Here is a 20,189-nt window from a genome sequence, read left to right on the forward strand (position 1 = left end):
TCGTGGCTGCCGTCCGGCGGTGACGTTCGGTCTCCAGGCACCGCCGAACACGCGCACTTCCCTACGCCGTGGACGGATGCGATGCACCGAACAACCGGATCACGACACCGCGCAGCCATCGATTGCCGGCCTCGTGGTGATAGCGCGCATGCCAATGCTGCCGAACCGCGAAGCCTTCGACCGGGATCGGGCAGGCATGAACCGCCAGATCGCTCGCCTGAGCCAGGGTCTGGCCGATATGGCGCGGTAACGTCGTGATCAGGTCGGTCGTCTGGACGATCGCACCCAAACCCAGGAAACCCGGCAACTCCAGCACGACGTCTCGCTCGATGCGCGCCTGCCGCAGCGCCTGTTCGAGCAGTTGCGCCCCCGTTCCGCCCGTAATGGCGACATGGCCTTCGGCACGGTACTGCTTCGCGCCGAGGCGGCCGCGAATCCTCGGATGATGCCGGTTGGCCAGACAGACCCAGTCCTGGTCGTACAGCTTCTGCTGATAAATGCCGCCGCCCAGCCACGGCACGTAGCCGATCGCGAGATCGGCTTCGCCGGATTCGAGCGCGCGTTCCGTATTGCCGTCGATCCGTGCGGCTTCCAGCCGGACGCCGGGCGCCTGCGCGCGGACATGGGCCAGCAGCCGCGGGAGCAGCGTGACGTGACTCGCGTCGGTCATGCAGATGCGAAACCGTCGCTGGGCCGTCGCGGGATCGAACGCGATCTCCCACGCGGTGAAGCGCCGCAGGGATTCGAGAATTTCCCGGCAGGGCCCGATCAGCGCGTCGGCTTGCGGGGTCGGCGCCATGCCGCCGGGTGTGCGAATGAACAGCGGATCGTGCAGATGTTCCCGCAAGTGCCCGAGCCAGATGCTGACCGTCGGTTGGCTCTGGCCCAGTTGCTCGGCGACGCGCGTGACGCTGCGCACGTCGTACAGGAGATCGAAAAGCTGAAGCAGCTTCAGGTCGGGCAGGTCGGCGGGCATCGTGGCGTTATTGTCCATGGCAATGACGACATTGTATCCATTGCATTGTCGGCATGAGCAGCGACTCCTATCGTGACGCCATACGTCAAGGAGAAGCCATTGAAAATAGCGATTCTGGGGGCCGGCGCACTGGGCTGCGCGATCGGCGCCACCCTCACCCAAGGTGGCCACGAGACCTGACTGATCGACCGCTCGCCCGCGCACGTCGATGCGATGCGCGATAACGGCCTGCGCGTCGACGATACCGGCGGCACCCGCCACGTACGGGTCCACGCGACGACGCGGGCTGCCGATGTCGGCGTGGCCGACCTGGTGGTCGTGCTGGTCAAGTCGTTCCACACCGATGCGGCCATCCGCGGCGCCCAGTCGCTGGTGGGGCCCGATACCACCGTGCTGTCGCTGCAGAACGGCCTCGGACACGAGGACATCCTGATCGACGTCGTCGGCCGCGAGCGCGTCCTCGCGGGCAAGACCTACGTCGGCGGCGTGCTGCGCGGCGCGGGTCACATCGAATCCGGCGTGATCGGCAAATACACCTATATCGGCGAACTCGACGGCCGCATCACGCCGCGCGTCGAGGCAATCGCCGCCGCGTTCAATGCCGCGGGCCTCGCCACGACGATCAGCGACAACATCGTCGGCACGATGTGGGACAAGCTGCTGGTGAATGTCGCAACGGGCGCGCTGACCGGCCTGACCGGTCTCACCTACGGGCAGCTTTACGACGAGCCGCTGTTGAAGGCGACGTCGCTCGCGGCCGTGGCCGAGGCGATCGCGGCCGCCCAGGCGGCGGGCGTGAAGCTGTCGATGACCGATCCCGAGCAGGCATGGACGTTGGCCGCCGAGGGGCTGCCCGCGAGCTTCAAGACGTCGATGCTGCAAAGCCTCGAGAAGGGCTCGATCACCGAAATCGACTTCATCAACGGTTCGGTCGTGCGCTGGGGGCAGCGCTACGGCGTGCCGACCCCGGTCAATGCCACGCTCGTCGCCTGCATCAAGGGGCTGGAACGCGCGATGGCCGACCGTCAACGGAAGGAGACCGCCGCATGAGCGTCCCGAAAGCCTATCTCGAACACGTCGCGATCTGGGTGAAGGACATCCGCTGGCACATCCGTTTCTTCGAGGACGTGCTCGGCATGACCCTGCGCGAAGTGGACGGCACGCTCGACGCGCCGCGGCAGTACTGGACGCTCGGCGGCCTGCAGTTCATCCACGCGCCGGAACACGACGGCCCGGAAGGCCGCCTCGCCCATCTCGGCGTGATGTGCGAGGACCTGGAGGCCGCGCTGGCCGCGGCACAACGATTCGGCGTGACGGAAATGCCGCAGGGACGGAACTGGCTTCGCCTGCCCGACGGGCTGGCGGTCGAACTGATCCAGGCCAGGCCGGCTTCCTGCGTCGCGCAGGCACTGGCGATCAACCCGCGCGCGGAGGCATGACCATGACGATCGTCGAAAAATACTGGGACGACGCCCGCGAGGGCGACACGTGCACGAGCCCGACTTACACCGTGACCAAGGCGCGCATCCTCGCGTACGCCGACCTCACCGGCGACCATACGCCCGTCCACGTGGACGAGGAATACGCGAACGCCAGCCACTTCGGCTGCCTCGTCGCGCACGGGCTGTTCGGCCTGTCCATCGCCGACGGCCTGAAGACGCAGAGCGACTATCGCTTTCTGCCGGGCATGTCGCTCGGCTGGACCTGGGATTTCCTGCTGCCGATCAAGGTCGGCGACGTGCTTCACGTCAAGTTTCGCGTCGGCTCGATGCGGGCGAGCAAGAGTCGCCCGGGCTGGGGCATCGTCGTGCTGCCGTCGGAGCTGATCAATCAGGACGGTCAGGTCGTTCAACACGGCGAGCATCGCCTGATGGTGCCGCGCCGCCCGGAGGCACTGTAATGCAGGCTCGCCCACTCGAAGGCATTCGCGTCGTCGACTACAGCCACTTCCTTGCCGGGCCGTATGTCGGACGCTGTCTGGCGGCGCTCGGCGCCGAAGTCATCAAGGTCGAGCGCCCCGGGTCAGGCGACGCCGGACGGCAGCACGCGACCGTGCTCGACGACCAGCAAAGCGGCTACTTCCTGCAGCTCAACATGGGCAAGCGCGGCGTGAGCGTCAACATGAAGGATGCGCGCGGCAAGGCATTCATGCAGCGGCTGTGCGACTCCGCCGACGTGTTCATCGAGAACTATCGGCCGGGCGCGCTGGACAAGCTCGGGCTCGGTTATGACGAACTGTCGGCGCGCAATCCGGGCCTCGTCTACTGTTCGATTTCCGCGTACGGGCATACCGGCCCCGATGCGCATCGCGCGGGCTTCGGGCTGATCGCCGAGGCCAAGAGCGGGATCATGCAGATGGTCGGCACGCCGGGCGAACGGCCGCCGCTGCTGCGCATCTCGCTCGGCGACATGTACACCGGCATCCATGCGGTCGCGGCCATCAACGCCGCGCTGCTGGGGCGCGTGAAGAGCGGCCGCGGGCAGCACATCGACATGGCGCTGTACGACACGCTGGTATCGATGCACGAATATGCGGTGCAGTGCTACACGCTGCAGGGCGTGCTGCCCGAGCAGACCGGGCACGACATGCCGACCTCGACGCTCTACGGCGTGTTCCGCGCGTCGGACGGCGATCTCGTGATCGCCGCGCAAGTCGACGATGCGTGGAAACGCTTCGCCGAGCTGATCGCGACGCACGGCGGGCCGGCGGATTTCGGCGCCGATACGCGCTTCCACGACAGCGTCGGGCGCAACGCGCACCGCGCGGAGATTCTGTCGGTCGTCGAGCCGTGGGTGGCCGCGCGCTCCGTCGCGTCGGTACTGGACCTGCTGGACGGCATCGACGTGCCGTGCGCGAAGGTGCAGCGCATCGACGAAGTGCTGAACGATCCGCAGATCCAGGCCAGAGGCATGGTCGTCGAGCAACAGCATCCGCGCTACGGGACGCTGCGCCTGCCGAACCTGCCGTTCCGGTTTTCCGATTGCGACACGACGATTCGCGACGTCGCGCCCGATCTCGGGCAGCACAACGCGGAAGTCGCGCGCGCCCTCGGGTTCGATTCGGCCGAGATCGACGCGATGCAGGCCGACGGCGTCCTCTATTCAAAAGCGAGCCAATGATGACCGACCAATACGCGGTGATCGGCAATCCGATCGGGCACACGAAATCCCCGCTGATTCACGGTCTGTTCGCGAAGGAAACGCGGCAGGACATCAGCTATACGGCGATCGAGGGGCCCGTCGCGCCGGCAGGCGCGTTCGCGGCCGCGGTTCGGGCGTTTTTCGAGGGTGGCGGCAAAGGCATCAACGTCACCGCGCCGTTCAAGCTCGACGCGTTCGCGATGTCGGACGAACGCAGCGAGCGCGCGCGGCTGGCGGGCGCGGCCAACGCGCTCAAGTTCGACGGCGGCCGCATCCTGGCGGACAACTTCGACGGCATCGGGCTGGTGCGCGACATCGAAGCGAACCTCAACCTGCCGATGGCCGGCAAGCGTGTGCTGGTGCTCGGCGCAGGCGGCGCGGCGCGCTGTTGCCGTTCCTCGAAGCGGGACCGGCCGAACTGGTCATCGCGAATCGCGACGTCGACAAGGCGCGCGCACTGGCGGAGCAGGTCGCCGGACGCGGTCCGCTCGTCGCCAGCGGCTACGCGGACCTCGCCCGGATGGGGCGTTTCGACCTGGTCGTCAATGCGACGTCGGCCAGCCTGACCGGCGACCTGCCGCCGGTCCCGCCGAGCGTGTTCAGCCCGGCCGGCACGGCCTACGAACTGGCATACGGCAAGCGTCTGACGCCGTTTCTGCGGCTCGCGAAAAACGCAGGGGTCCACGGGATCGCGGATGGCGTCGGCATGCTGGTCGAGCAGGCGGCCGAAGCATTCGCGTGGTGGCGCGGCGTACGCCCGCAGACCAGCGCGGTGATCGATCGCCTGGCCGTGCCCTTTGATTGAACCCGCGACGGAGATTCGCATGAAGAAGATCCTGATGCTGCACGGCATCAATCACAACATGTTCGGCAAGCGCGATCCCGCGCAGTACGGGACGATCACGCTCGCGCAGATCGATGCGCGGCTGCAAGCGCTGGCGACGGAACTGGGCGTACAGGTGGAGTCGTTCCAGACCAACGGCGAAGGCGCGATGTGCGAGCGCATCCATCGCGCTTTCGAGGAACGCCAGGACGCGGTGCTGATCAACGCGGGCGCATGGACGCATTACAGCTACGGCATTCGCGATGCCCTGGCGATCCTCACGTGCCCGATCGTCGAGCTGCACATGTCCAACATTCATGCACGCGAGCCGTTCCGGCATCACTCCGTCCTGGCCGAGATCGTCAGCGGGCAAATTTGCGGGTTCGGGGTCCAAAGCTATCTGCTCGCACTGAGGGCCGCGGTTTCGGCGCTCGGCGACGAATAAGCCGATTCCCGCATCGGCTGCCGATGCGGGACCGACGCGCATGCGCAGCCGTCGCCAGCGCGCGGCGTTGCGCACCGCGCGTGCTCGCCGCGCGCCGTATCGACGGGCCGCGGTCTGGTCGCACGACGGAGTCGACACATCGGGCAGTGACGACGCCGCGCATCACCCGCCTTGCCCGGCACGCATATCAATATCCGGAGACGACGATGACCACGACCTTGCGAGACGAGCCCAGGGGTAGGCACCAATCGAGAAAAGCCGCCATCAGCGGCTGGATCGGATCGGTGCTCGAATACTACGATTTCTTCATCTACGCCACGGCATCGGCGCTGATCTTCCCGCAGATATTCTTTCCGCACGGCAGCCCCACCACCGCCATCATCGCGTCGCTGGCCACTTACGGCGTCGGCTACGTGTCCCGCCCGATCGGCGCGTTCGTGCTGGGCCACCTCGGCGATACGCGCGGACGGAAAACCGTCCTGCTGTTCTGCATGTTCCTGATGGGCATCTCGACCGTCGGCGTCGGCCTCCTGCCGACCTATCAGCAAGCCGGGCTGATCGCGCCCGCGTTGCTCGTGACGCTTCGCCTGCTGCAGGGTTTCGCCGTGGCCGGCGAGATCACCGGCGCGAGCTCGATGATCCTGGAGCACGCGCCGTTCGGCCGGCGCGGCTACTTCGTCAGCTTCACGCTGCAGGGCGTGCAGGCCGGGCAAGTGCTGGCCGCCGCCGTGTTCCTGCCGCTCGCCTACTACATGCCGTCCGCGCAATTCGACAGCTGGGGCTGGCGCATTCCGTTCCTGCTGAGTGCGCTGGTCATCGTCGCGGGCCTGATCATTCGCCGCGAGGTCGACGAGTCGCCGGCCTTCGACGAAGCGGTGCGCAACCGGTCGCAAGCCGGCTCGCCGGTGGCCGACGCTTTCAGGCACCACTTTCCCGACATGCTGCGCGTGGCCTGCATGTCGATGATGAACGTGATTCCGGTCGTCGCGACGATCTTCGGCGCGGCCTATGCGGTCCAGCCGGCGTATGGAATCGGATTCCAGAAGGATGTCTATCTCTGGATCACGGTGATGGGCAATATCGTTGCGATGATCGTGATTCCGTTCGTCGGCAACCTGTCCGACCGCGTCGGCCGCCGGCCGCCGATCATCGTCGGCTCGCTGGCCGCCGGACTGCTTGCGTTCGCCTACCTGTATGCGATCAGCATCCGGAACGTGCCGCTCGCCTTCGTGATGTCGATGCTGATGTGGGGCGTGGTGTACCAGGGCTACAACGCGGTATTTCCCGCCTTTTACCCGGAACTCTTCCCGACCCGCACGCGCGTGTCTGCGATGGCCATCGCGCAGAACCTCGGTACCGCGGCCACGGCGATGCTGCCCGCGCTGTTCACCGCGGTCGCGCCGCCGGGTGCCCATCACGTCTGGCTGATCGTCGGTGCGATCGCGTTCGGCATCACCATGATCGCGTCGCTCGCGGCCTGGAGCGCACGCGAGACCAGTCGTGTCCATTTGAACGATTTGGGGCGAGCGAACGCGCAACCGGTCGGCAAGGCAGAATACGACCTGCTGCGCGCCGAGGCACTGTCGCACGATCGCGTCGTGCGCGAACCCGTGCCCGGATCCGTCGGCGGCTAACCGGCGTTCGGCGGGGCGTCGGGTTCGGCGCCCCTTCCGTCCAGCCATTTCAGCTCGCCGCGGCCGCCCTCGCCGCACGAGCAACCTTGCGTAACCGCTGCCCTTATTCGAAGCTCGATGCCCGATACCGTGTCGAAAACCGCCATGCCGGACACCACGCGACCCGCTCGCCTGAACTTCGCGCTCATGTTGCCGCTTCTGCTGGCGGCCCAGCCGGTGGCGACCGACAGTTACCTGCCGGCGCTGCCCGAAATCGCCGCCACGCTGGGCTCCGCCAGTGTCAGCCTCACGGTTTTCGCGCTGATATTCGGTGTCGGGCAATTGCCGATGGGCAGCCTTGCCGACCGGTTCGGCCGCCGCCCCGTGCTGCTGACCGGCCTTGCGCTCTATGCGCTGACCGCGCTGGCCGCTGCGCTGGCCTCGACCGCGGCGATGCTGGTGGCCGCTCGCGCGATGCAGGGGCTGGCCATGGCCGCGATACTGGTATGCGCGCGTGCGACGGTGCGCGACCGGTATTCGGCGGGCGACGGTCCGTACGTGATGGCGCGCGGTTTCATGGGGATGGGGATGATGGCGTTCCTCGCCCCGCTCCTCGGTGCGTATGTCGCCCAGCAAGCCGGATGGCGATGGGTGCTCGCCGGGATGAGCGTGTATGCGTTCGGGTTGCTCGTCATGTGCTGGTACGGCTTCGAGGAAAGCTTCGTGCGCAGCCCGCCGAGCCGGAACTCGACCCGGGAGGTGCGCGAGATACTCGGCAATGCCCCGTTCAGGGTATGGACGCTGCTGGCCGCGTCGACGTACACCGGCATGTTCTGCTTTCTGCTGCTGTCGCCGACGATCTACATCGGGCAGCTCGGCATCTCGCCCCAGCGTTATGGCTGGATACCGGCAACCGGGACGCTCGTCTACGTGCTGAGTACGTTTGGCTGCCGCGTGTTGCTGCGCCGCCAAAGCATGTTGCGAACGGTACGACAAGGCGCGACGTTGAGCCTGTCCGGCGCGGTGATCCAGGCATTGGGGTGCGCGCTGCTTCCCGGCAGCATCTGGCCGCTGCTCGTCGGGCATGGCGTGTATTGCCTCGGCCACGGCATTCATCAGCCGTGCGGACAGGCTGGAGCGGTCAGCGGCCTGCCCCACCTTGCAGGCCGCGCCGTCTCCTGGTCCGGCTTCATCATGATGTTCTTCGCGTTCAGCGCGGGCCAGACGGCAGCGAGCTTCACCGATCCGCGCTATCACCTGGGCGCGTGGCCCATGGTGGTGCCGATGCTCGTGGTGGGCGTGACGCTGGTGACGATCGCGTTTGCATGGCTGCCTCGAATCAACCACGCAAGCGCGTGACCGCGTGACATGTCGCGGCACGCTCGCCGCTACTCGACGTTGTCCGAAACGTCCGTCATCCGGATCATGTGCGGCTTGACACCCTCGTCTTCCGCCGTGACGGCCTCCTTCGGATGGATCAGTGCCTCGAGCCGCGCTTTCGTCGCGATGAACTCGGGCGTATTGACCTGCGAGAGGTCGCGCGGCCGCGGCACCGGCACCTCGATCAGTTCCTGCACTCCGCCAGGGTTCGCTTTCAGCACCAGGATCCGGTCGGCCAGAAAAATCGCCTCGTCGAGGTCGTGCGTGATGAACAGGATCGTCACGTCGATGTTGCGCCAGATGTCGAGCAGGTGCGCCTGCATCCGCGCCCGCGTCTGCGCGTCGAGCGCACCGAACGGTTCGTCCATCAGCAGGATCCGCGGACGGTTCGCGAGCGCGCGGGCAATCGCCACACGCTGCTTCATGCCGCCCGACAACTGATGCGGATACACGTCCGCGAAACGCGTCAGCCCGACGAGATCGAGCCACTGCAGCGCCTCGCGCTCGGCCTCGCCGCTGCTGCTGCCGTTCATGCGCAGGCCGAACATCACGTTCTTCTTCACCGTGAGCCACGGAAACAGCGTATAGCCCTGGAACACCATCCCGCGATCGGCGCCCGGCCCCTGCACCGGCTTGCCGTCCAGCAGCACCTCGCCGCTCGACTGCGCCTCGAGCCCGGCCAGGATGCGGATCAACGTCGACTTGCCGCAGCCGGACGGGCCGATCACGCACACGAACTCGCGCCGGTGCGTGCGGAAACTGATGTCGTCGAGCGCGATGCATTCGCCTTGCGGCGTCGCGAAACGCTTGCCGACGTGCCGCACGTCGAGTATCACGTCGCGGGCCTTCAGCCGCGCGAAGCGCTCGCGCACCGCGTCGGATTGAACCAGGTAATCGGGAACGGCCTGGGGGTTCTGCATGATGCCCTCTGCGAGAAACGGTCGATGGGGTTGCGTCAACGGATGTCACGCCTTGAGCGTGCGGTCCCACGGAAAGAACCGGCGGCCGAGCAGCCCGAGCACGATGTCGGTGCCGAGGCCGATGATCCCGATCATCAGGATCGCCGCATACACGTTGTCGAAATGCTGGTAGCGCGCCTGCTGGCTGATGTACCACGTGATGCCGGAACTGGTGCCGACGAGTTCGGCGACGATCAGGTAGGTCCATGCCCAGCCGAGCAGGATCCGCTGATCCCGATACAGGTCCGGCAGCACGCCCGGAATCACGACATGCGTGAGCAGCTTCAGCTTCTTCGTGCCGAGCGTCATCGCGGCCTCGAACAGCCCGTATTCGAGCTTGCGTGTGGTATTCGCGATGATCAGCACCTGCTGGAACAGCGTGCCGATCACGATGATCGCGATCTTCGGCGCATCGTAGATGCCGAGTATCGCGACCATCAGCGCGCCGAACGCCGGCGCCGGCAGGTAGCGGAAGAACTCCAGGAACGGCTCCTGCAGCCGCGCGAGCGCGCTGAAGGTGCCGCAGACGATGCCGAGCGGCACGCCGATCGCGGACGAGATCACGAAGCCCCAGAAGATGATGCGGATGCTGTGCCACAGGCTCTCGTGCAGCCATACGCCGTCGCGGGAGGCCGGCGGCGTCGTGAACGCCGTGTAGAACGCACGCAGCACCTGATGCGGCGCCGGCAGGTAGACCGGATTCGCGCGCACGCCTTCGGGCACCGCGGCGTGGGCGGCCCGCGCATGCGCGAGCTCGTCGTCGAACACGTCGCGATCGACCTGCATGCCGGTCTGGAAATAGTCGACGCTGCCCGGATTCGTCACGCGCATTTGCGGATGCCAGACGAACGGCACATAGCTGATCAGGCACCAGACGGCGAACGGCAGCAGGAACGACGCCAGCCCGAGGGTCCATTTGCCGCGCGTCGTCAGCTCGCGGCGCACCGCGAGCCAGCCGGTCGTGTAGCGGGTCGTTGTCATGGGAATCTCCATTTCGGTTTCGGGTACCGGTCGCGCGGCTGCCGCGGCAGCGCGCGACCGTGCAATCAGTGCAATGCGCCGCCGGACTGCGCGCGGTAGGCCCGCCAGCCGCCGAAGCGCGTGATGTCCTGCGCGTCGCCCAGCGCGACGCTCTCGCACAGGAAGCCCTGCACCCGCGAATCGTCGGCGAGCGTAAGCGTGCCGATACCGAGCGGCGCCGCGATGCCGGCGACGAAGCTGCCGTATGCCTCGACCGGCATCTCCCAGATCTCGACCGCGATCGGCGCGCCGCCGTCCGGCACACGCACGAGGCCCGGCTTCGCCACGCCGCCGCTCGCCTCGGCGGAGAGCGCATAGAGGCGATAGGCGGGCGCCGTCGTGGTGGCGGCGACGAAGCGCGCGCCGCGTTCCGTGAGCTGCCCGTTCAACGGTTCGCCGCGAAGATGCGCGCCGACGACGGCCAGCCGCACGACGCCGGCCGATGCGGCACGCGGCGTGACCGCGGCTGCCGATGGCCGGAGGTCGCCGGCGCTCGCGGCGCCGTCGCCCCACGCGTGCGCGAGATCGAGCAGCCGCGCATCGTCGTGCGCGCGACCGACGAACGTGATGCCGAACGGCAAGCCCGCGTGCGGCCCGGTTTCGCACGTGCCCGCCGGCACCGCGATCGCCGACAGGTCGAGCAGGTTCACGAAGTTCGTGTAGTAGCCGAAGCGCGAATTGATCGCGATCGGATCGGCTTCGAGCGCGTCGACGGTGGCCGTCGTCGCCGAGGTCGGCATCACGATCGCGTCGAGGCCATCCCACGCGCGGGCCGCGTCGATCCGCAGCGCGGCGAGCCGGTCGAACGCGGTGAACGCATCGGCGGCGCTGAAGCGCGACGCGCCGCCGACGATTTCGCGGATCACCGGATGCAGCGCATCGGGTTCGCGCGCGGCGAACGCGCCGATCGCGGCGAGCCGCTCGGCCACCCACGGGCCTTCGTACAGCAGCCGCGCGGCGGCCAGGAACGGGTCGAAGTCGATCTCGACGAGTTGCGCGCCGGTCGCGCGAAGCCGCTCGAGCGCCGCCGCCCAGGCCGCGCGATACGACGCGTCGCCGAAGAATTCGAGCTGATCGGCGCGCGGCGTGCCGAAACGCACTTGCCCGAGCGGCCGCGCCGCGTGCGCTCGCAAGCCGTCCGCGCCCAACAGCGGTTGCCACGCGCGCCCGTACGGGTCGCCTTCGGTCACGCCGTGCGCGGCGGCGAACACCGTGCGCGCATCGTCCGCCGAACGCGCGAACACCGATACGCAATCGAGCGACCGGCAGGCAGGCACCACGCCGAGCGTGCTCAGCACGCCACGCGTCGGCTTGAGCCCGACCAGCCCGTGGAACGCGGCCGGCACGCGCCCCGAGCCGGCCGTGTCGGTGCCGAGCGAGAACGCTGCGACGCCGAGCGCGACCGCCACGGCCGACCCCGAGCTGGAGCCGCCCGACGCGTAGCGCGGATCGAGCGCATTGCGGCACGCGCCGTAAGGCGAGCGCTGCCCCGAGAGCCCGGTCGCGAACTGGTCGAGATTGGTCTTGCCGACGGGAATCGCGCCGGCCGCGATCAGCCGTTCGACGACGGGCGCGCTGCGTGCCGGCGTGTAGGCGTACGCGGGGCAGCCTGCCGTCGTCGGTATGCCGGCGAGATCGATGTTGTCCTTGATCGCGAACGGCACGCCGTAAAGCGGCAGCGACGCCATGTCGCGACCGGCCAGCGCGTCGGCATACGACGACATCTCGTCGCGCGTCAGCGGCCGGATCCACGCATGGTGCGGATCGCCCGCGTCGAAATGCGCGGCAATCGCATCGACGAGCGCATGCGGCGTCAGGTCGCCCGCCGCGTAACGCGCGCGCAGCGCGGCAATCGATTGCAGCCCCGGCAGGATCGAGTGCTCCGTCGTGCTCATGCCACCTCCTCGGCGGCACCCGCCTTCATCACCATCAGCCGCTGCCCGGCCACCACCGCCGCGCCGGGCGCGCAATCGATCGTCTCGATCGTGCCGTCTTCCGTTGCCGTCACCGCCACCTCCATCTTCATCGATTCGACGATCGCGACGACCTGCCCTTCGGTCACGCGCTCACCGGCTTCCACCAGCACCTTCCATACGCTGCCCGACACGTCCGCGGCGATCGCCCGCTGCGTATCGTCGAGCGTGGCTGCCGCCGGCGCCGCATGCGCGTCGTCCTGCTCCGTCTCGCCGACGTATTCCGCATGGCCGGCTGCCCGCCACCGCTCGCGTTCGGCGTCGAATGCGGCCTGCTGCGTCGCTTTGAACGCCGCGATCGAGTCGGCCTCGTCGTGCAGGAAGCCGTTGTAGGCGCGCAGATCGAACACGGAATCCTCGATCTTCAGCGTCGCGCGGCCCGCGATGAAATCCGCGCGCAACTCGCTCAATTCGGCCTCGCTGACTTCATAGAAACGGATCTCGTCGAAGAACCGCAGCAGCCACGGCTTGCCGGCTTCGAATTCGCGCGTGCTGCGGTGACGGTTCCACATCTGCACGGTACGGCCGACGAACTGATAGCCGCCGGGCCCTTCCATCCCGTACACGCACAGATACGCGCCGCCGATGCCGACCGCGTTCTCCGGCGTCCAGGTCCGCGCGGGGTTGTACTTGGTCGTCACGAGCCGGTGGCGCGGATCGATCGGCGTCGCGACGGGGGCGCCGAGGTAGACGTCGCCGAGCCCCATCACCAGGTAGCGCGCGTCGAACACGATGCGCTTCACGTCGTCGATGCTCGCAAGGCCGTTGATGCGCCGGATGAACTCGATATTGCTCGGACACCACGGCGCGTCGGGCCGCACCGACTGCATGTAGCGCTCGATCGCGACGCGCGTCGACGGGTCGTCCCACGACAGCGGCAGATGCACGATGCGGTTCGGCACGCGCATGTCGGCCACGTCGGGCAATTCGCGCTCGGCGGCCTGCAGATGCGCGAGCAGTGTTTCGAGCGACAGCACGCTTGCATCGAACTGCACCTGAAGCGAACGGATGCCCGGCGTCAGGTCGAGCATGCCGGGCAACCGGTGCGCGTCGAGCCAGCACATGAGGGCGTGCACGCGAAAGCGCAGGTTCAGGTCGAGCACGAGCGGCCCGTATTCGACCAGCACGTTGCGATCGCCCGAGCGCCGATAGACGACGCCGACGCCGCCGGCCGACGGGTCGCGATGCAGCACGCATTCGCCGGGCGCCGCGGCGACGTCGCGCGTCGGCTGCACGATCTCGTCAGCCGGTTTCCCGGCCGACGCGCCCGCACGCACGAACTGCACGGTATCGCCCGGCCGCAACTGCCCGAGCTTCCACAACTCGTCGCGCACGACCGTCACCGGACACACGAAACCGCCGAGGCTCGGCCCGTCCGGGCCGAGAATCACCGGCATGTCGCCGGTGAAGTCGACGGCACCGATCGCATACGCGTTGTCGTGGATGTTCGACGGATGCAGCCCAGCCTCGCCGCCGTCCGCACGCGCCCACCGCGGCTTCGGCCCGATCAGCCGCACGCCGGTGCGGCTGGAGTTGTAGTGGACCGTCCATTGCGTGCCGTGGAGCATCGCGATGTCGTCCGGCGTGAAGAAATCCGGTGCGCCGTGCGGGCCATCGAGCACGCCGAGCGTCCACGCATGCGTCAGCGCGGGAACGTCGGCCGTCGACAGCGCCGCGCCCGCGTCGCCGCGCCCGGCGTCCGCGTGCAGATGCAGCACGTCGCCCTTGCGCAGCGCGCGGCCCGCGTGGCCGCCGAACTGGCCCAGCGTGAAGGTCGCCTTGCTGCCGAGATAGTCGGGCACCTGCAGCCCGCCCTTGACGACGAGACACGCACGCACGCCCGCGCCCGTCACGCCGCCCAGTTTCAGCACCGCGCCCGCCCGCGCGCGAACGACCTGCCAGAACGGCACGGGCTCGCCGTCGAGCGTGGCCGAGAGCGGCGCGCCGCCGAGCGCGAACAGCGTCGCGGTATTGAAGCGCAGCGTCGCGCCGACCATCGTGAACTCGAGCCCGGCCGCGTCGCGCGGGTTGCCGATCAGCGCGTTGGCGAGATCGAACGCGCGATCGTCCATCGGACCCGACGGCGGCACCCCGACACTCCAGTAGCCGACGCGCCCCGGGGACTGCTGCACGGTGGTCTGCACGCCGCCGTCGAGCACGTCGATCGTGTGCGGCGCGAACGCGAAGCGCGACAGAAAGGCGGTCGTCGGCGCGCCGCGCGCAAACGTGTCGGAGCCGGCCACGGCACGCAGGTAGTCGAGATTGGTCTCGATCCCGTACAGCTCGGTCTGTTCGAGCGCGGCCCGCAGCGCGGCCAGCGCGTCGCGCCGCGTGTCGCCGCGCACGATCAGCTTCGCGAGCAGCGGATCGTAAAACGCGCTGATCTCCGTGCCTGCCTCGATCCAGCCGTCGACCCGCACGTTTTCGGGAAACGCGACGTGCGTGAGCAGCCCGGCACTCGGCTGGAACTGCTTGTGCGGATCCTCCGCATAGAGCCGCACCTGAATGCTCGCGCCGCGCGGCGCAACGGCAAGCGTGTCGAGCGGCGGCAGGTCGCCTTCGGCCTGCAGGATCATCCATTCGACGAGATCGACGCCCGTCACCGCTTCGGTCACGCCATGCTCGACCTGCAGCCGCGTGTTCACCTCGAGGAAATAGAACCGCCGCGCGCTCGCGTCGAACACGAACTCGACCGTGCCGGCCGACGCGTAACCCACCGCGCGCGCCAGCCGCACCGCGCTCGCGTGCAACGCGTCGCGCTCGGCGTCGGTCAGGTCGGGCGCGGGCGTTTCCTCGATCACTTTCTGGTTGCGCCGCTGCACCGAGCAATCGCGTTCGCCGAGCGAGATCGCGCCGCCACGGCCGTCGCCGAAGATCTGCACCTCGATGTGCCGCGCGTGTTCGACGAACTTCTCGAGATACACGCCCGCATGCGCGAAGTTCGCGGTGCCGAGCCGCACGACGGATTCGAACGCCGCGCCGAGCTGCGCGGCATCGCGGCACAGCGACATGCCGATGCCGCCGCCGCCGGCGGTGCTTTTCAGCATCACCGGGTAGCCGATCGCGTCGGCTTCGGCGAGCGCCGTCGCCACGTCGTCGAGCAGCCCGGTACCCGGCAGCAGCGCGACGCCCTGCGCGGCGGCGAGTTCGCGCGCGGTGTGCTTGAGACCGAACGCGCGCATGTGATCGCCGCGCGGCCCGATGAAGCGCAGGCCGGCCGCTTCGCATGCGTCGGCGAAACCGGCATGCTCGGACAGGAAGCCGTAGCCGGGGTGCACCGCCTGCGCGCCGGTCTCGCGCGCGGCCGCGAGGATCGCCGCGACGTTCAGATAGCTGTCGGCCGCCGGTGCCGGCCCGACTCGCACGGCCTCGTCGGCGAGCGCCACGTGGCGCGCGTCGCGATCGGCGTCCGAATAGATCGCGACCGACGCGATGCCGAGGCGCTTCAGCGTGCGGATCACGCGGCAGGCGATTTCGCCGCGGTTCGCGACGAGCACTTTGGAGAATCTCATGCGGCCTCCCAGATCGTCAGCCGCACGGGCGTCGGGTTGTAGCCGTTGCACGGATTGTTGAGCTGCGGGCAGTTCGAGATCAGCACCGTAACGTCCATCTCCGCGCGCATCTCGACGTATTTGCCGGGCGCGGAGATGCCGTCCTCGAACGTGAGCCCGCCGCGCGGCGTGACGGGTACGTTCATGAAGAAATTGACATTGCCGACCAGGTCGCGCTTGGTGAGCCGCGCGCCGGTTCCGCATGTGCAGTGCGCGATCGCGTTGAGGAAACTGTCGCGGCAGTTGTGCATGTAGCGTTTGTCGAGCGCATAGCGCACCGTGTTGCTCTCGGCCGCGCAGGCGCCGCCGAGCGTGTCGTGGCGGCCGCACGTATCGGCGACGATCGTCGCCATCGGATTGCCGCGGCTCGAGACGAGCACGCTGCCCGCGCTCAGGTACAGGTTGCGCTGCGCACGGATCGTGTCCTGCGCACTGTAGCGCTCCTCGGGATCGTCGGAGCGGTAGAACAGCGTATCGACGGCCTGGTTGCCCTCGAGGTCGAGAATGCGCAGGACCTGCCCGCGCTTCAGGTCGTACAGCCACGGGTCGCCCGCGTTCAGCGTGACGTCGTGGATTGCGTCGCGCGGGTCGAGACGGCTTTCGATGATCGGCATGGCCTCGCTCCTTATGCGAACAGACGGTCGGTGTTGGCGAAGCCGCGCGTGTTCTCGGCGCACGCGCGCCGGCACGGGTCGTCGTCGGGCGCCGCGCCATCGGCCGGATACGCGCGGTACGCGATCAGCTTCACGGCCTTCGGCGCATAGTCGGGGCGCGGATCGAACGGATGCGGCGCGGTCGAGAACGCCGCGAGCGTGTTCATCTCGAAGCGCAGGTCCAGCGCGCTGCCGGCCGGCGAATGTCCCGCGACGAAATCGAGCGCGCCGTCCTCGCGCGTGTCCAGCTTGCTGAAGAAGTTGACGTTCGCGGCCAGGTCGCGCGCCGACAGCCCGTATTTCGCGAGCTCGAGCACGAGACTGTCGCGGCCGTTGCGGATCATCGCGTTGCGATCGGCCTGGTACGACGTCGTGCCGTACTTGTGCGCAAACAACCGCGCATCGCCGACGCCGCCGAGCGGGTCGTGCCAGCCGAGCGTATCGGCGGTGATCGACGCGATCACGCGCCCCATGTCCGTGTACAGCGCATGGCCGCGCGTGAGATGCGCGGTGTGCTGCGCCTTCAGCGTGTCGGCCATGTTGTAACGTTCGAGCAGGTCTTCCTGGCGATGAAAGACGGCGGACAGGTTCGCGCCGCCGTCGACGTCGACGATGCGCAGCGCGAGACCGCGGCGCAGGATGCCGGACCAATGGGTTCCGGCAGGAATCAGCGTTTCCCACGCGACGTGCGGCGGTGGCGCGAGGACAGAGACGGGGGTGGCTTGGGGGCTCGGCGACATGGCGGCTCCGGGGTCGGTTGGACAAAAGGCGTGAGAGGGCGACCGAACGACATCGCGACCTCCCGGGCTTTTATCCCTCCGTGGAGCCTCGCCGTTTCCTCGCATCGAGGCAAAGGCAAGACCGGATTGCTCTCGGACCAGGCATCGCGCGGCGTACGCCGCACGACCGGAACCCTAGCGATCCTGAAGATGATGCAAATTGCTTCGCACCTCTCGAACGTCGATCAAGCGAATTGCGTGCCAACGTCCTCGCCCTGACCGCACGACGCCGCACGGCGGCGCGCCGACGCCCGCCATGCGCGAAGCCGCCGTGTACGGTTGCCCCCGCACCGGGCGCGCGGCGCACCACGCACACGCGAACGCGCACCGGCGCAGTGCGTGCAATGCGATCGCGCATGGTGCGATACACGGTGGCACGGGCATTGCTGAATCGGCACACCGTCACTCGATGTCCCGCCCCTCATGAACAAGCTCGACCTGCTCCGGCGCGTATTGACCGCGCTGTTCGCCGCCCGCTTCATCGAACTTCAGCGCGCCACGCGCCGCCGCTGAAACGCGCCGCCGCGTGCCGTTGGCACGCTTCTCGCTCGGCATGACGCCGAGAGGTGCGGCGGCGTCGCATCTTAGGGGTGCTAGGGTTCCGGTTCACCGAACGTCTGGTCCGAGAGCAGCCCGGCGCGGGTTCGTCCGATCGCGAGAGCGGACGCGCATGCGCTACACGGCGGGACAAAAGCCCGGGAGATTGGCGATGGCAACGGCCATCGTGCCTCTCCGTGGCCGCTTTTTCCGTTCCGCATCCGCAGGAACCGGTCACGCAGTCGGACCGTGCGTTCGCGCGGTCCGTATCGACGATCCCGATCCCGGTCTCCTGGAGAACAACGATGACCCGTCCCGCCCCGGCGTTCCGCCGCCTGTCGTCCTTCCGTTTCGTCCGCCACGCAGTGGGGGCCGCCGTCGCGGCTGCCGCGCTGTGGGCCGCCCCCGCCGCGCAAGCCGCCGCCCCGCTGAAGATCGGCTACAGCGACTGGCCCGGCTGGGTCGCGTTCCAGGTCGCGCTCGACAAGGGCTGGTTCAAGGAAGCCGGCGTCGACGTCGATTTCGAATGGTTCGATTACTCGGCGTCGCTCGACGCGTTTTCGGCGGGCAAGCTCGACGCGGTCGCGGCGACCAACGGCGATGCGCTCGTCACCGGCGCGTCCGGCGCGAAGAACGTGATGATCCTGCTGACCGACTATTCGGCCGGCAACGACATGATCGTCGCGAAGCCGCCGTTGCGCACCGTCGAGGCGCTGAAGGGCAAGAAGGTCGGCGTGGAACTCGGCCTCGTCGACCACCTGCTGCTTGAAACCGCGCTGCAGAAGCACGGGCTCAAGAACAGCGACGTCACGCTCGTGAATGCGAAAACCAACGAACTGCCGCAGGTGCTCGGCTCGTCGGCCGACATCGCCGCGGTGGCCGCGTGGCAACCGAATGCGGGCGAAGCGTTGAAGCGCGCACCGGGCGCGCGGGCGATCTTCACGTCGGCCGATGCGCCGGGGCTGATCTACGACGCGATCACGGTCGCGCCGACGAGCCTCGCCGCGCGCCGGGCCGACTGGGCGAAGGTGGTCAAGGTCTGGTATCGCTGCGTCGCGTACATCAACGATCCGAAGACGCAGGGCGACGCGGTCAAGATCATGTCGGCACGCGTCGGACTCGCGCCGGAACAATACCTTCCGCTGCTGAAGGGCACGCACCTGCTCGACGAGGCCGCCGCGAAACGTGCGTTCCGCAAGGGCGACGGGCTCGACTCCATCTACGGCTCGACGCGCAACGCGAACGCGTTCAACGTGCGCAACGCCGTGTACAAGCAGTCGCAGGACGTCGACGCGTACATCGATCCGCGGTTCACCGCGCCGCATTGACGGCGGCCGGCCCGCGTGCCGCCCCGGTTACCGATCCGGCCGTTCCCGACGAACGGCCGCGCGGTGGCCGCCGCGGGCCGACTGTCGAATCGGCGCACGCTGCCACCAGCCGGTCGCGAGCAACAGCGCAGGATCTCTAACGCAGAAATCCGGATGCACCATCCCACAGCAGTTTCAGGGCCGTGACCATCAGCAGGCCATAACAGGCTCGGTACATCTGACGCTGGTTCAGCCTGTCATGCAGGCGCCAGCCCAGCCAGACGCCTGCGGGAATGGCGGGAAGGCAGATGGCCATCAACGCCCAGACAGCGCCCGTCGGCCTCGCCAGCGCCAGCCAGGGCAACGCCTTGAGGAGGTTGCCTACCGTGAAAAACATGCTGGTCGTCCCCGCATACATCTGCTTGCCGAGACCGAGCGGCAGCAGGTACATCGCCAACGGCGGCCCTCCGGAGTGCGCGACCATCGTGGTAATGCCCGAGGTCATGCCGGCTGCGACCGCTTTGCGCGACGAGCGCGCACGCACCACGACTTCACCCCCTCGCATGAACCACATTCCGACGAACGTCAGTGTCACGACGGCCATCACGATGGCGATTGCCCGGTGGTCCAGCCCGCGAAACAGCACATAACCGATCCCGATGCCGACGACCAGTCCGGGCACCAGCCACACGAGGTCGGGCTTGGACCAGGTCGACGGCCTCCAGTACCGCAGACCGAACAGATCCATTGCAATGAACAGCGGCGCAAGCAAGCCGCCCGCCGTGACGGGATCCATGACGAGCGACAGCAGCGGGATGCCGACGATGGCGAAACCGCCACCGAAGGCGCCCTTCATGAAGCAGATCAGGAAAACACCGGCGAAAGTGATGAGGATGACAGTGACGTTCAGTTCCATGTTGCCTCCCTTCCCTTCACCTCGGTAACGGGAAGCGTATTCGGTGAGATCGACCCCGCAAACGACGGCGCATGCAGTCCGGCGCGCCGGGTCGGTGTGACGCTCGCGCTGACCGT

Annotated in this window: 15 protein-coding genes, 2 pseudogenes and 2 riboswitches; of the genes and pseudogenes, 9 read left to right on the plus strand and 8 right to left on the minus strand. The window is 68.0% G+C overall.

Going from position 1 to position 20,189, the window contains the following annotated elements:
* Positions 1–61: 61 nt before the first annotated feature.
* Entirely contained in the window at positions 62–994 is a 933-nt protein-coding gene (locus tag AC1VVG_RS33850) for a LysR family transcriptional regulator (protein WP_034190464.1), read from the minus strand.
* Positions 995–1,075: 81 nt separating this feature from the next.
* Here AC1VVG_RS33850 and AC1VVG_RS33855 point away from each other — a divergent pair.
* The 8 genes and pseudogenes from AC1VVG_RS33855 (at position 1,076) to AC1VVG_RS33890 (ending at position 8,357) form a co-directional block, all read left to right on the plus strand.
* Positions 1,076–2,026: pseudogene (locus AC1VVG_RS33855) on the plus strand (ketopantoate reductase family protein).
* The gene (locus tag AC1VVG_RS33860; RefSeq protein ID WP_034190462.1) at positions 2,023–2,415 is read left to right on the plus strand and encodes a VOC family protein; all 393 of its coding nucleotides are present in this window, start codon (positions 2,023–2,025) and stop codon (positions 2,413–2,415) included. Before AC1VVG_RS33855 ends, AC1VVG_RS33860 begins: the two are co-directional and overlap by 4 nt.
* 2 nt (positions 2,416–2,417) lie before the next feature.
* Positions 2,418–2,876 (plus strand): MaoC family dehydratase, encoded by a 459-nt coding sequence (locus AC1VVG_RS33865; RefSeq protein WP_034190461.1) that lies wholly within the window; start codon positions 2,418–2,420, stop codon positions 2,874–2,876.
* Positions 2,876–4,096, plus strand: a complete 1,221-nt coding sequence (locus AC1VVG_RS33870) for a CaiB/BaiF CoA transferase family protein (RefSeq protein WP_034190460.1) — start codon at positions 2,876–2,878, stop codon at positions 4,094–4,096. The genes AC1VVG_RS33865 and AC1VVG_RS33870 overlap by 1 nt, the downstream gene beginning before the upstream one ends.
* Positions 4,096–4,922 (plus strand): annotated as a pseudogene (gene aroE, locus AC1VVG_RS33875) (shikimate dehydrogenase). The gene AC1VVG_RS33870 and the pseudogene aroE overlap by 1 nt, the downstream one beginning before the upstream one ends.
* A 19-nt stretch (positions 4,923–4,941) precedes the next feature.
* On the plus strand, positions 4,942–5,385 hold the full coding sequence (gene aroQ, locus AC1VVG_RS33880; protein WP_034190458.1) for a type II 3-dehydroquinate dehydratase: 444 nt from the start codon (positions 4,942–4,944) through the stop codon (positions 5,383–5,385).
* Positions 5,386–5,591: 206 nt separating this feature from the next.
* On the plus strand, positions 5,592–7,019 hold the full coding sequence (locus AC1VVG_RS33885; protein WP_124609965.1) for an MFS transporter: 1,428 nt from the start codon (positions 5,592–5,594) through the stop codon (positions 7,017–7,019).
* 144 nt (positions 7,020–7,163) lie between these two features.
* Positions 7,164–8,357, plus strand: coding sequence for an MFS transporter (locus AC1VVG_RS33890; RefSeq protein ID WP_343728022.1), 1,194 nt, complete (start codon positions 7,164–7,166; stop codon positions 8,355–8,357).
* Between the two features lie 29 nt (positions 8,358–8,386).
* Here the strand turns inward: AC1VVG_RS33890 and AC1VVG_RS33895 are convergent, their stop codons facing one another.
* The 6 genes from AC1VVG_RS33895 to AC1VVG_RS33920 form a co-directional block, all read right to left on the minus strand.
* The gene (locus AC1VVG_RS33895; protein WP_049028185.1) at positions 8,387–9,298 is read right to left on the minus strand and encodes an ABC transporter ATP-binding protein; all 912 of its coding nucleotides are present in this window, start codon (positions 9,296–9,298) and stop codon (positions 8,387–8,389) included.
* A 45-nt stretch (positions 9,299–9,343) separates the two neighbouring features.
* Positions 9,344–10,318, minus strand: a complete 975-nt coding sequence (locus AC1VVG_RS33900; protein ID WP_034190455.1) for an ABC transporter permease — start codon at positions 10,316–10,318, stop codon at positions 9,344–9,346.
* Positions 10,319–10,383: 65 nt separating this feature from the next.
* Entirely contained in the window at positions 10,384–12,252 is a 1,869-nt protein-coding gene (atzF, locus tag AC1VVG_RS33905; protein ID WP_482837567.1) for an allophanate hydrolase, read from the minus strand.
* On the minus strand, positions 12,249–15,842 hold the full coding sequence (uca, locus tag AC1VVG_RS33910) for an urea carboxylase (RefSeq protein ID WP_482837568.1): 3,594 nt from the start codon (positions 15,840–15,842) through the stop codon (positions 12,249–12,251). Before uca ends, atzF begins: the two co-directional genes overlap by 4 nt.
* Entirely contained in the window at positions 15,839–16,495 is a 657-nt protein-coding gene (locus AC1VVG_RS33915; RefSeq protein ID WP_034190452.1) for an urea amidolyase associated protein UAAP2, read from the minus strand. The genes uca and AC1VVG_RS33915 overlap by 4 nt, the downstream gene beginning before the upstream one ends.
* An 11-nt stretch (positions 16,496–16,506) precedes the next feature.
* Positions 16,507–17,274, minus strand: a complete 768-nt coding sequence (locus AC1VVG_RS33920) for an urea amidolyase associated protein UAAP1 (protein WP_034190451.1) — start codon at positions 17,272–17,274, stop codon at positions 16,507–16,509.
* Between the two features lie 57 nt (positions 17,275–17,331).
* Positions 17,332–17,463: riboswitch (guanidine-I (ykkC/yxkD leader) on the minus strand.
* A gap of 432 nt (positions 17,464–17,895) precedes the next feature.
* Positions 17,896–18,017: riboswitch (guanidine-I (ykkC/yxkD leader) on the plus strand.
* A 138-nt stretch (positions 18,018–18,155) separates the two neighbouring features.
* On the opposite strand from AC1VVG_RS33920, the gene AC1VVG_RS33925 reads away from it, so the two are divergent.
* Complete coding sequence (locus AC1VVG_RS33925; RefSeq protein ID WP_124671155.1) at positions 18,156–19,178, plus strand: ABC transporter substrate-binding protein; 1,023 nt, start codon at positions 18,156–18,158, stop codon at positions 19,176–19,178.
* Between the two features lie 136 nt (positions 19,179–19,314).
* On the opposite strand, the gene AC1VVG_RS33930 is transcribed toward AC1VVG_RS33925, so the two are convergent.
* Complete coding sequence (locus AC1VVG_RS33930) at positions 19,315–20,073, minus strand: sulfite exporter TauE/SafE family protein (protein ID WP_482837569.1); 759 nt, start codon at positions 20,071–20,073, stop codon at positions 19,315–19,317.
* Between the last annotated feature and the right edge of the window lie 116 nt (positions 20,074–20,189).

The organism is Burkholderia sp. L-4 (assembly GCF_056856535.1).